This window comes from Dyella flagellata, from assembly GCF_030160275.1.
GTDB classification, from domain to species: Bacteria; Pseudomonadota; Gammaproteobacteria; order Xanthomonadales; family Rhodanobacteraceae; genus Dyella_B; species Dyella_B flagellata.
In genome coordinates, this window is the sequence record NZ_BSOA01000014.1 from 51,892 (window position 1) to 64,461 (window position 12,570).

A 12,570-nucleotide genomic window follows, 5' to 3' on the forward strand; every position below is an offset into this window, starting at 1 on the left:
CCTGGGAACCAGCGCCAGGTTGCAGTGGCATGACAGTTTGCATGAAACTTTTTTCATGCATGAAACAATCTTCATGCCAGCGAAAGGTGCTGCGTCACAGCGATCCGGATAATAGGCGCCATTGTTCTAGCCTGCTGGAAGCCTTGGGATGTTGGGTCTGGTCCGCGTCGCTCTCGCACGTCCCTACACGTTCGTCGTGCTTGCGCTGTTCATCCTGATCGTCGGCCCGCTGGCGGCCTTGCGCACTCCCACCGATATCTTCCCGAACATCGGCATCCCGGTGATCAGCGTGGTGTGGACCTACAACGGCCTATCGCCCAGTGCGATGTCCGGCCGCGTGATCTACTACTACGAGCGTTCGCTCACCTCCACGGTCAGCGACATCGAGCACATGGAATCGCAATCACTGCCTGGCATCGGCGTGGTGAAGATCTTCTTCCAGCCGGGCGTGGACGTGCGCACCGCCACTGCGCAGGTAACCTCGATTTCGCAGACCGTGCTCAAGCAGATGCCGCCGGGCATCACGCCGCCACAGATCATCAACTACAACGCCTCCACCGTGCCGGTGCTGCAGCTGGCGCTGTCCAGCACCAAGCTGGGTGAGCAGAAGATCCGCGACCAGGGGCAGAACTTCCTGCGCCCCACGCTGATTTCCGTGGCCGGCACCGCGATTCCCACGCCGTACGGTGGCAAGCAGCGCCAGGTGATGCTCGATCTGGACCCGCAGGCGTTGGCGGCCAAGGGCTTGTCGGCGCAAGACGTCGGCAACGCCCTGGCAGCGCAGAACCAGATCGTGCCGGTGGGCGACATCAAGATCGGCAGCAACGAATACACCGTCGATCTCAACGACAGTCCGAGCGCGATCGAGGAACTCAACAACCTGCCGATCAAGACGGTGGACGGCGCCACCATCACCATCGGCCAGGTCGCGCACGTGCGCGACGGTTCGCCGCCGCAAAATAACGTAGTCCGGGTGGATGGCCATCGCGCCGTGCTGATGCCGATATTGAAGGGCGGCAACGTATCGACCCTGGATGTGGTGGCTGGCATCAAAAAGCTGCTGCCGCTCGCGGAAGAGACGCTGCCGTCCTCGCTGAAGGTGAAGCTGCTGGGCGATCAGTCGATCTTCGTGCGCAGCGCGATCGCGTCGGTCGCGCGCGAAGGCATTATCGCGGCCTTGCTGACCTCGGTGATGATTCTGGTGTTCCTGGGCAGCTGGCGCTCCACCGTGATCATTGCGGTGTCGATCCCGCTCGCGGTGCTCTCGGCCATTGCCCTGCTTGCCGCTTTCGGGCAAACCCTCAACGTGATGACGCTTGGCGGCCTGGCGCTTGCCGTTGGTATCCTGGTCGACGACGCCACGGTAACCATCGAAAACATCAACTGGCACTTGGAGCAGGGCAAGGATGTGCATACGGCGATCATGGATGGCGCCAAGCAGATCGTGACGCCGGCCTTCGTGTCGCTGTTGTGCATCTGCATCGTGTTCGTGCCGATGTTCATGCTCAACGGCATCGCCGGATTCCTGTTCCGGCCGATGGCGCTGGCGGTGATCTTCGCCATGGCGTCTTCGTTCGTACTGTCGCGCACCCTGGTGCCGACGATGGCGATGTACCTGTTGAAGCCGCACGTCACCGAACCTCCTCCGGGCGACCATCCGGAAGATCCTTACATCAACCACCACGAAGGCGACCAGCATCCTTCCATGCGGCGCGGATGGTTGCGCGGAGCCCTGGTGCGCTTCCAGCAGAATTTCGAGCACCGCTTCGCCGGTCTGCGCGATGCCTACTATGGCAGCCTGTCGCTAGCGCTCACGGCACGCCGCCGGTTCGTGATTGGCTTCCTGGCCGTGGTACTGGTGTCGTTCGCGCTGGCGCCGTTTCTGGGGCGCGATTTCTTTCCCACCACGGACTCCGAGGCGATCGCCATCCATGTGCGCGCGCCGGTCGGCACGCGCATAGAGGACAGCGCCGCCGAGTTCGATCGCGTCGAAGCGGCGATACGGCGTGTGATTCCACCGGGCCAGCTCGACAGCATCATCGACAATATCGGCCTGCCGCTCAGCGGGACCAACATGGTCTACAACAACAGCGGAACCGTCGGCCCTCAAGACGGGGACATCCAGGTGCTGCTGAAGGAAGGGCACGCACCTAGCGCGCAATTCGTGAAGACATTGCGTGGCGTGCTGCCACGTGAATTTCCCGGTACCACCTTCGCTTTCCTGCCGGCCGACATGGTCAGCCAAATCCTCAATTTCGGTGCGCCGGCACCGCTGGACGTGAAAATCTCCGGTCGCAACAACGCGGCCAACGAAGCGTATGCGCTACAGCTGCTGCGCAAAATGCGCGAGATTCCCGGTATCGCCGATGTACGTCTGCAGCAATCCACGGGCGCGCCACAGTTGAATGTTGATGTGGATCGCGTGCGCGCCAACGAGCTGGGCATCACCGAACACGATGTCACCAATAGCATGGTGGCCTCGCTGGCCGGCAGCCTGCAGGTGGCGCCGGTGTTCTGGCTCAATCCTGCCAATGGCGTGTCCTATGCCGTGGTGGCGCAAACGCCGCAATATCGCATCGATTCGCTGTCCCAATTGCAAAGCTTGCCGGTCACTTCCTCGGCCACCGGGGCACGGCAAATCCTTGGTGCGCTGGCAACCATCAAGCGCACGGCGAGCCCGGCGGTGGTGACCCACTACAACATCGCACCGTCGTTCGACGTCTATGCCGCCGTGCAAGGGCGTGACCTGGGCGCGGTGTCCAGCGACATCCAGCAACTGCTGAGAGCGGAGGCCGGAAACCGGCCCAAGGGTTCCCTCGTGCAGTTGCACGGCCAGGTCACCGCCATGAACGATGCCTTCTCCGGCTTGCTGTTCGGACTGTTGGGCGCCATCGTGCTGATCTACTTGCTGATCGTGGTGAATTTCCAGTCGTGGCTGGATCCATTCGTGATCATTACCGCGCTGCCGGCTGCACTCGCCGGTATCGTATGGACGCTGTTCATTACGCATACCACGTTGTCCGTACCAGCTTTGACGGGCGCGATCATGTGCATGGGTGTGGCGACGGCAAACTCGATCCTGGTGGTGAGCTTCGCGCGTGAGCGCCTGGCCGAGCACGGCGATGCGGTCAAGGCCGCCCTGGAAGCGGGCTTCACGCGCTTTCGCCCGGTATGCATGACGGCCTTGGCGATGATCATCGGCATGCTGCCGATGGCGGTGACGCAGGAGCAGAACTCGCCGCTGGGTCGCGCGGTCATCGGCGGCCTGTTGTTCGCTACTTTCGCCACGCTGCTATTCGTGCCGGTGGTCTTCAGCATCGTGCATGGCCGCGAGCAGCCCGCCGCGCGTTTGAACTCCGTTCCGGGAATTCCCCATGTCGCATAACCCCGCCCACGTACAAGTCGCCCAGAAACCCAGGCATCTGAGGGCTGTCGGCATCGGTGGCGCCGCGATAGCATTGCTTGCGGTGGCGCTCGGTCTTGGCATTCGCTTTCGCGAGCATCAGCAGCTGGTGCAATGGACCGATGCGCAGCTCATTCCCAGCGTGCGTATTACGCCCGCGGCAGATCCGGCCAAAGAGCATGTCATCACCTTGCCGGGCCATTTGCAGGCCTGGAACAGCGCACCGATCCATGCGCGCGTCAATGGCTACCTGAAGGCCTGGTACAAGGACATCGGCGACAAAGTGAAGGCAGGCGACGTGCTCGCCGTGATCGACACGCCGGAACTCGACCAGCAGCTTGAGCAGGCCAAGGCCGTGCTGGCCAAGGCACAGGCCGACGCCAACCTGGCCAACATCACGGCCAGGCGCTGGCAGCATTTGCTGGGTTCCGATTCGGTCTCCAAACAGGAGGCCGATGAAAAAGCCGGGGAAGCAGCCGCCGCGCAGGCGACCGTGCTGGCGGCGAAGGCGGATGTGGATCGATTGCAGGCGCTGGAATCGTTCAAGAAGATCGTGGCTCCGTTCGACGGTGTGGTCACCGCGCGCCGTACCGACGTGGGCGACTTGATCACCGCCAACAACGAAAGCGGCCCCGAGTTGTTTACCGTGGCCGACACCGGGCGCATGCGCTTGTATGTGCCGGTACCAGAGGTGGAGGCGAACGAGATCAAGTCGGGCATGAAGGTCACGCTGCACGTGCCCGAACTGCCTGGACGTCCGTTCCAGGCCACGCTGATCGGCAACTCCAACGCCATCAACCAGAGCTCCGGCAGCCTGCTGGCCCAGTTCGTGGCGGACAACGGCGACGGTGCGCTCAAGCCTGGCGATTACGCCGATGTGCAGTTGGGCCTTGCAGTCGATCCGCACATTGTCAGCGTGCCGTCCAGCGCGCTGATCTTCCGGGACAAGGGGGCGCAGGTGGCAGTGTTGGGGCCCGATAGTCGTGCGCATTTGCACGACGTGCACATCGCGGTGGACATGGGCACCAGCTTGCAGATCGACCAGGGCTTGAGCCTGGACGATCGGGTGATCGAGAACCCATCCGATTCGCTGATGGACGGCGACAAGGTAAGCGTGGAAACGGATGCGGACCAGAACCTGGCCGCGAACGACACGGAGAAACATGGTGCATCGGCTCTCTAAGGATGGTCTGAAAAAGTCCGTCACGGACTTTTTCAGACGCGCCGCGTCCGGTACACGCCCGGACGCGGCTACGCCAGATCAGGCACTTGCGTGCCAGATCTGCGGCGGGCCTTCCTTGGCCCGCGGAAACTCTGAACTTATTCAGAGTTTCCCCAATCGCTTGCCCGTGGTCTTCATGCTGGCGATGCTTGGCGGCTGCTCGCTGGCACCTGCCTATCACGCGCCGACGCTGCCGCCGATGCCGACGAATTTCAAAGAGGGCGACACGGCCTGGAAGGTCGCCGCACCCGCCGACGAAACGCCGCATGGAAACTGGTGGACGGTGTATGACGACGCCAGCTTGAGCCAGCTGGAAGCCAAGCTCGATGCCGACAATCCGAGTTTGGCGGCTGCCCTGGCCAGGTATGACGCTGCACGTGCCTTCGAAAGCCAGTTCGCCGCAGGCCTGTTTCCGCATGTGGACGCGATGGCCAATCCGCTGCGCGCACGCCAATCGGACGATCGCCCCTTGCGCGGCAGCCATCAACCCGACGAATACGACAGCGACACGGTCGGGATTGCGGCCAGTTACGATCTGGATCTGTGGGGACGCATCCGCAACGAAGTCAGCGCGGGGCGCGCGCTGGCGCAGGCGGCCCAGGCCGATCTTGCATCGGCCAAGCTGAGCCTGGAGGCGCGGCTTGCCGGCGATTACGTGCGCCTGCGCGGTTACGATATTCAGGTGCGCATTTTGCAGGATGCCTTGAAGGCTTATCAGCGTGCCCTCGTGCTCACCGAGAACCGTCATAGCGGTGGTGTGGCTTCCGGCCTCGATGTATCGCGGGCGCAGGCGCAGCTCGAAGATGCACAGGCTCAGGTGACCGATGTCATGGCGCAGCGTGCGCTGTCTGAGCACGCTATTGCGGCGCTGGTCGGCGAGCCGGCATCGAGCTTCTCGGTTGCATCTGAGCAGGATCAGCTGAAGGTGCCGATGACGCCAGTCGGAGTGCCTTCCGGCTTGCTGGAGCGGCGCCCGGACATCGCCGCTGCGGAGCGGCGCGTGTTTGCCGCCAACGCCAGCATCGGTGTGGCGCGTGCTGCGTTCTTTCCCGATCTGAGCCTGTCAGGCAGCTACGGTTTCCAGAACACCGGCATGAACAACCTGCTCGCGATCGGCAATCGATTCTGGGCACTGGGGCCGCTGGCTACGCTGAACATTTTCGATGCCGGCCTGCGTAGCGCGCAGTTGCGCGAGGCGCATGCGCAATTTGCGCAAGCTTCGGCCGACTATCGTCAAACCGTGCTCACCGCCTTCCGCGAAGTGGAGGACGACCTGGCGTTGCTGCAGCAACTGGGCACCGAAGCGCAGCAGGAAGATCAGGCCTTCGCCGCCGCGCAGCAGACTTTGAACATCGCCACCAACCGCTATCGCGAAGGCATCGTCAATTACCTGGATGTGGTCACGGCACAAACCGCCGCGCTGTCGGCGCAACGCAGTGCGGAGACGATTCGCACACGGCGATTGCAGGCCAGTGTGGGCCTGATTCGTGCAGTAGGAGGCGGGTGGACGCGTGATGCGGCAAGTAGCAAGTAGGCTGGGCCCGATTCAATATAAATCGATCGGATCCACATCCAGCGACCAGCGCACCTTGCGTGCGTTAGGCAACTGCGCCAACAGCATCGACCACGGCCGGGCGGCGGCATGCAGGTCACGCCTGCTGGCCGATTCGATCAACAACTGGCCGCGCTGGCGCCCCGCACGTAGCGGCATGGGTGCTGGCATGGGACCGGCGATCTGCAAACCGTCGACCACCGGCAAGGCAGCACAGGCCTCGGCAAGGAAGGCATCGACCGTCGCACGCTGATGTGCTTCGCAACGCAGCAGCAACTGGTGGCCGTAAGGCGGAAGCCCGGTTTGCCGGCGTTCGGCAAGCAGTTCTTTTGCCGCGCTGGCATAGCCCTGCGCCAGCAACGTGCGCAGCAGCGGATGATCGGGATGGTGGGTTTGCAGCAGCACGCGCCCCGGCTTGCGTGCGCGCCCCGCGCGTCCTGCCACTTGTACCACCAATTGCGCGAGGCGTTCGCCGCTACGGAAGTCGACGCTGAGCAAGCCTTCGTCCACACCGACGATCGCCACCAGGGTGAGATTGGGCAGATCGTGACCTTTGGCCAACATCTGCGTGCCAACCAGGATGGCCGGCGCGTCTTGCTGCAGATTGCCCAGCAACTGTTCGAACGCATCGCGTCGGCGAGTGGTCTCGCGATCGATGCGCAGCACCGGCACTGCCCGGAAATGCGCGGCGAGCGCTTCTTCCAGCCGCTCAGTGCCTTGGCCTTGCGGTTTCAGGTCCTGGCTGCCGCACGCCGGACAGGCAGCGGGCACGGGTGCTTGCAGATCACAGTGATGGCATACCAGCTTGCGCCACGCTGCATGTAAGGTAAGGGCGTGTTCGCAGCGCGGGCATTCGGCATGCCAGCCGCAGCCGTGGCACAGCAACACCGGCGCGTAGCCGCGGCGATTGCGAAACACCAGCACTTGTTCGCCACGCGCAATGGTTTCGTCGACCGCGTGCAGCAGCGCCGGCGACAGGCCATGCTCAAGCCGCTGCGCCCGCATATCGATGATTTGCACCCGCGGCGGTTGCGTGGCGGCGGGACGCGAGCGCAAGTGCAGTGCACGGTAACGGCCAGCTTCGACGTTTGCCAGGCTTTCCAGCGATGGCGTGGCAGAGCCCAGCAGCACCGGCACTTGCAAGGCGCGCGCGCGCACCAAGGCCAAGTCCCGCGCGTGATAGCGGAAGCCTTCCTGCTGTTTGTAGGCACCGTCGTGTTCTTCGTCGACGATGATCAACCCGGCATACGGCAGCGGCGTGAACACCGCCGAGCGCGTACCCAACACAACTTTCGCCTCGCCCGAGCGCATGCGCAGCCATGCGCGGGCGCGCTCTCCTTCGGCGAGGTTGGAATGCAGTACCTCCACTGGTACGCCGAGCCGTTCGCGCAGGCGTCGTACAGTCTGTGGCGCAAGACCGATCTCAGGTACCAGCAGCAGCGCTTGCCTGCCTGCCGCCAAGCTGCGTTCGATCAGCGATAGGTAGACCTCGGTCTTGCCGCTGCCGGTGACGCCATCGAGCAGGAATGGCTGGAATCGGCCGAACGCTTCGGTCACCTCGGCAACCGCAGCCTCTTGTTCCGCATGCATGCTGAGCTTGGGTGCGCTGGCAGAAAAGCCTGGCGCCGGCATCACCTTGCCGCGCTCGATCAGGCCGGCTTCGGCCAAGCGCCGCGCTGCGGGGCGCCAGCCGGGCAAAGCGGTATCCAGCCCGGAGGCGGACATCGGTCCGGCCAGCAGGGTTTGCAATAGCGCCTGACTACCGCCTCTGCGGCTACCTGCATCCAACGCGCTGCGGCCGGCGATAGTCAACGCCCAGATCGGTTCCTGGGTTTCCGGCAACGGCTTGTCTTCACGCAACAGCAACGGCAGGGCGTTCGCATACGCCTCGCCCGGTGCGCCGAGCCAGTAGTCGGCTGCCCAAGCCAGCGATTGCATCAGTTCGGGGTCGAGCAGGGGGGCATCATCCAGCACGCGCAACACCCGCTTCAGTTTTGCGCTGCCGACCTGGGCCGGCACATCCGCCTGCACCACCACCCCGACGGCCTTGCTGCGGCCAAACGGCACCAGTACACGACTACCCACACCCGGTTCGCCCACGGTGGGCGGGAGGTAGTCGAACAAGGTGGGAAGAGGAACCGGTAAGGCGATACGAAAAACGGATGGCATGGCTGAGTGTATCGCGCGGTAGTCGGGCTCTTTAGAGGAGGCGGTGTCAGCACTGGATGACAAGCTTGCCAGCGATTGCTGCTCTGTCATCTAGGAAAAACGGCTAAGTGGCTCATCGGCACTGGGTTTTTCCGTTATCCACAAGACCTGTGGATAAGTCTGTGGATGTGCCGTTGAGAGGGGGCTGTTTCGCGCGTCAGAGCGGCCCTTGTGACAGGCTGTTCAACTTTTGACCACCTTGAAATCTTCAACTAAATCAATGGATTGAATGGATGCTTTGGATTCATGCCGGCCAGACTCACGGACTTGACACAGAAGTATGTCAATACCTTGACGCTGTGCAAAACCGGGGTTATAGGGCTCCGAAAATGACAATCAGTGGGCCAGCCCCAGGACCACGGCGACTACCAGAAACAGCACCAGTAGCCAGAAATAGCACCATCCGACGAGCCAGTATTTCAAGGCGGTCATCACCCAGCCCTGGCGATAGACCCGCTTCTGCATGATCAGCAGGTAGGCTGGCACCCACAGAATGAGGGCGATCTGCAGCGTACCGGCCGCGTACCCCGCCCACGCAGCCAATGGCCTCAGCCAGCTGTTGAGCAGTCCGGTGATCACGATCAGTAGCAGGCTGATGAACAGGAAGGCGTGGCTGTGCAGGGAGACGATCAGGTGCTCCATGTAGAGCCGACGCTTGAAGACATAGAACAGCTTCAGCAGCAAGGCGAACACGGGTACCAGCACCAGCATGGTGCCGGGAAGCGCGCCATAGGTGCCGGTCGCGAGCCGATCCCAGGCTTCGCGGCGTTCGGCCTGGCTGCCGTGGCTGAGCGCGTTGCCGTTTTTCTTGACGTTGCGGGCGAATTCGGCAAGACGGTCGTTGACGAAGTCGGGCGCCCAGCTGAGGTGCACCGGCATCTTTGAGCTTCCGGTGTCCTCTTCGTCGGGGTGTGCAGCGCTGGCGGTCGACGCGCCAGCGGGTGCGCCCAGTTCGACCAGTCTGGCATTGGCGCGCTCACGCAGCTTCCGCTCTGCCTGATCGACCTGGGTGACGATCGCGGGATTGCCGACGGCACGCGTGGCTTCCAGCGCATCCAACTGCTTGTCCAGCTGATGCTGCACTTCCTTGGCCGTCTGTGCCTGCGAAAAATCAGCGCCCTGGTCAGCCAGCAAGGTGTTCTGGTGGCGCTGCTGGATGCGCTGGGTAAGCACGTCCGTGGCCAGGTGCAAGGTGAAGAAGGACAGCAGGCACAACACGAACATCAGCCGGAACGGCGCGATGTAGCGCACCCGCCGCCCGCTGAAATATTCCAGCGTGAGGTAACCCGGCTTGAGGAACAGCGTCGGGATCGTGTGCAGGATGCGCCCGTCGACGTGCAGGAAGGTCTCGAAGAACTCTTCCCACAGCCCATGCACCGGCCGCAGAACGCTATGCACCGACTGGCCACAATGGTGGCAATACTCGCCCTGCAGCGGCGCCTGACAGTTGGCGCAAAGCGCGCCTTCGTGGGAGGTCAGTTCCTTCATCGCTAGCGTTCCCCTTGGTGCAGCTTCGAATCTTGGCGGCTGCGGTGGAAATAGGGAATAGGGAATTTGGACTGGATGGCCTCCTGGCGCGCTTGGGGACAGCTGGCCCAGGCGTATCGCCGCCAGGCGCTGAGCCGATTCAGACGAGGCGTTCTAGAGGGCGCCGGCTAACCAGAAATTGCCGTGCATGCTGACCGCATCAATTTGGCTCGACCAGGGCAAGAGCACGGCTGTGCTTTGCTAGGTTTTCGATGAGCAAGTTAGCTCAGAGATACAGTTCGATGTCGCGTATGGCCTGCGCGCAAGCGTGCGGTAAACATTCCTGTGAAAGTTCATAGAGCATGGGATGAATACATATTTTGCAACAATTTTTATAGGAATCCCTTGACGCGAAGCTAGTATATCTAGCGTCACGCTTGCGTAATTTGCTTCGTGGCCAGTGACGCAGGCCGCCTCTTCAAGAGGCTTGGCCCCTAAGTAAAAACAGCCGTTTCTCTTAAAGAATTGCGATCTGTTAGCCAACACCGGTACCGGTTGGGGCGAGCGGTTTGCTCGGGCGCGCGTGCGCTCAACTTACAAGGAGGATCCACATGTTTGTGATCAAGACGCTGTTACAAGGTTCCGCATTGGCTGTCGGTGTAGTTTTGGCTGCGCCGGTTTTTGCAGCTCATGCCGTCCCCTTCAACACCACCTTTACCGCGACCGGTCCCACTACGATGACACAGTCCGGTCTGCATATTCCCTGCAATTCCAGTTTCGTGCTGGTCACCGATGGCAGTGGTGACGTTACGGTAACTCAAGCTACTTTCTCAGGTGGTAGTCCCATGTGTAACGTGATCACGGCATCCGGCCTGCCCTGGCCGGTATCGCTCAATTCGACTACCGCCGCGGTGATCCACAACGTCACTGTGCGAAGCCCATTGGGTACTTGTTCGGGCAACGTCGACGCAACGATCAATAACAGCAATAGCCAGATTTTCCTCGACGGTCGTTTCGGAACGTGCGCAGTGACGGGCTATCTCTCCGTCACGCCTCAGTTCAAGGTTGTGGATTAAGGCGCCATATCCGGCGACGTCGATTCAACTGAAGCAGAGTGGCGTGGTGTCCGGCCAAATCGGGCCGGCCCATGCTGCTTGTCAGCGGGCAATAGGCATACCAAAGCATGCATACTGTGAAAAATAAAGACATCTATCCGATTTTTCGTTCTCTGCAGACGATGGCATTGACGTTAGCACTATTCGTCGGCCTGGCTGCGGCGCAGCAGACACAGGCGGCGGCGTTCCAGCTGCCAGTCACCAACGCGGCCGGTTACGGCCGCGCATTCGCCGGCGGCTCGTTATGGCGGAATGATCCTTCCGCCGCCTACAACAATCCGGCCGCGATGGCCTGGTTCACCGGCCCGATAGCGCAAGGCAGCTGGATCGGCATTGATGTCCATGCGCAGTTCGACGGCATCAACACTGGCTCCGACATCGAGCCACCCGGATTACCGCCCTGCTTGGGCGCGCCTTGTCCCGCGGCCTCCAATCCGAATGCCCGCGACGGCGTCATCTCCGATGGTTCTGCCTTCTACGTGCAACCCATATCGGAGCGCTTTGCCATCGGTTTTGGCATGGAGGCGCCTTATGGCTTGAGGACCAAATACAGCGGCGACTGGGTTGGCCGTGATTTCGGCATCATGACGAGCCTGAAATCGATGGGACTCAGTTTGGCGGCCAGCTTCAAGCTCAGCGACAGCTTCGCTTTGGGCGTGGGCGTGACCGGACAACGCACACGCGCTCAGCTCAACAACGGATTGAACCTTGGTGCGACCGAAGCACTGCAGGGTGGCGCCTACAACACTCCAGGTACTATCGGGCAGATCAACGTCCGCGTACACGACTGGTCGCTAGGCTATTTTCTAGGTGGCGAGTGGAAGCCGACCGAGATCGATTTGCTGGGTATCAGCTATCACTCCCGTGTGGGCAATCAGCTTAAAGGCCGCTACGACATGTATTTTCCCAATGACGGGAAGTCCGTGACCACTTACTCCCAAGGCCCGAGTTTCCCGTCATCGACGACGATCAACGGAAAAGGCGCTGTGTTGGCCATCCCGCAGCTCAATGCGACGTTTGGGTCTGGCGGCCCGCTGCACGAATTGTTCCCGAACTACGTGAACCTGCCGCCACTCAACCCGGATGGTGGACCGGCGACGGCCTCACTGGATCTGCCGGCCTTCGTCACCATCGACTATCTGCACCAATTCAGCAAACGCTTTTCGCTGGGTACGTCGGCACAATGGACCAACTGGTCGAAATTCCGCAAGCTGACCCTGGTCTCCGATGGCATCCAGATGCTGAGCCTGCCGATGAGCTGCCGCAATGCCTGGACCTTGAGCTTGGGCGGCGATTATCGCCTCAATGAGCAATGGACCTTGCGTGGCGGCCTGGCCTGGGATCAAACGCCTACGACCACCGCTACTCGCGACCCGCGCGTGCCCGACAACAATCGGCGCATCCTGAGCATCGGCATGGGCTATCAGCCTACCGCGCGTCTGACTTTGGACGCGGCCTATTCGCATCAGTTCCTGAGCGATTCGGCGATCCACAACACGGCGCCGATCGCCTTGGGCGGCGATCGGTTAGACGGGTCGTTCGACAATAGCGGCAACGTGATAGCGTTGACGGCTACCTATGCGCTCTAAGGTGGCGGCGCGAG

General features: G+C 61.9%; 7 protein-coding genes. 5 read left to right on the forward strand and 2 right to left on the reverse strand.

The window, feature by feature from the left end; all coding sequences use genetic code 11:
* Positions 1 to 148: 148 nt before the first annotated feature.
* The 3 genes from QQJ96_RS08150 (at position 149) to QQJ96_RS08160 (ending at position 6,159) form a co-directional block, all read left to right on the forward strand.
* The gene (locus tag QQJ96_RS08150; protein WP_284331486.1) at positions 149 to 3,385 is read left to right on the forward strand and encodes an efflux RND transporter permease subunit; all 3,237 of its coding nucleotides are present in this window, start codon (positions 149 to 151) and stop codon (positions 3,383 to 3,385) included.
* On the forward strand, positions 3,375 to 4,586 hold the full coding sequence (locus QQJ96_RS08155) for an efflux RND transporter periplasmic adaptor subunit (RefSeq protein WP_284331487.1): 1,212 nt from the start codon (positions 3,375 to 3,377) through the stop codon (positions 4,584 to 4,586). Before QQJ96_RS08150 ends, QQJ96_RS08155 begins: the two co-directional genes overlap by 11 nt.
* A 175-nt stretch (positions 4,587 to 4,761) precedes the next feature.
* Positions 4,762 to 6,159: an efflux transporter outer membrane subunit gene (locus QQJ96_RS08160; RefSeq protein WP_284331488.1), complete on the forward strand. Its 1,398-nt coding sequence runs from the start codon at positions 4,762 to 4,764 to the stop codon at positions 6,157 to 6,159.
* Between the two features lie 12 nt (positions 6,160 to 6,171).
* Here the strand turns inward: QQJ96_RS08160 and QQJ96_RS08165 are convergent, their stop codons facing one another.
* Positions 6,172 to 8,346, reverse strand: coding sequence for a primosomal protein N' (locus QQJ96_RS08165; protein ID WP_284331489.1), 2,175 nt, complete (start codon positions 8,344 to 8,346; stop codon positions 6,172 to 6,174).
* Between the two features lie 375 nt (positions 8,347 to 8,721).
* Complete coding sequence (locus tag QQJ96_RS08170; protein ID WP_284331490.1) at positions 8,722 to 9,873, reverse strand: DUF3667 domain-containing protein; 1,152 nt, start codon at positions 9,871 to 9,873, stop codon at positions 8,722 to 8,724.
* Positions 9,874 to 10,463: 590 nt separating this feature from the next.
* Here QQJ96_RS08170 and QQJ96_RS08175 point away from each other — a divergent pair.
* Together QQJ96_RS08175 and QQJ96_RS08180 are read left to right on the forward strand one after the other, a co-directional pair.
* The gene (locus tag QQJ96_RS08175; protein ID WP_284331491.1) at positions 10,464 to 10,928 is read left to right on the forward strand and encodes a hypothetical protein; all 465 of its coding nucleotides are present in this window, start codon (positions 10,464 to 10,466) and stop codon (positions 10,926 to 10,928) included.
* Positions 10,929 to 11,044: 116 nt separating this feature from the next.
* A complete protein-coding gene (locus tag QQJ96_RS08180; protein ID WP_284331492.1) occupies positions 11,045 to 12,556 on the forward strand; it encodes an outer membrane protein transport protein in 1,512 nt (503 codons plus the stop codon).
* The last annotated feature ends 14 nt before the right edge of the window (positions 12,557 to 12,570 follow it).

What these genes read in the sequence shown, in the direction of transcription:
- QQJ96_RS08175 (WP_284331491.1), top strand. Translation starts at nt 10,464, where the DNA reads ATGTTTGTGATCAAGACGCTGTTACAAGGTTCCGCATTGGCTGTCGGT.
- QQJ96_RS08165 (WP_284331489.1), bottom strand. Translation starts at nt 8,346, where the DNA reads ATGCCATCCGTTTTTCGTATCGCCTTACCGGTTCCTCTTCCCACCTTG.
- QQJ96_RS08160 (WP_284331488.1), top strand. Translation starts at nt 4,762, where the DNA reads ATGCTGGCGATGCTTGGCGGCTGCTCGCTGGCACCTGCCTATCACGCG.
- QQJ96_RS08155 (WP_284331487.1), top strand. Translation starts at nt 3,375, where the DNA reads ATGTCGCATAACCCCGCCCACGTACAAGTCGCCCAGAAACCCAGGCAT.
- QQJ96_RS08150 (WP_284331486.1), top strand. Translation starts at nt 149, where the DNA reads ATGTTGGGTCTGGTCCGCGTCGCTCTCGCACGTCCCTACACGTTCGTC.
- QQJ96_RS08170 (WP_284331490.1), bottom strand. Translation starts at nt 9,873, where the DNA reads ATGAAGGAACTGACCTCCCACGAAGGCGCGCTTTGCGCCAACTGTCAG.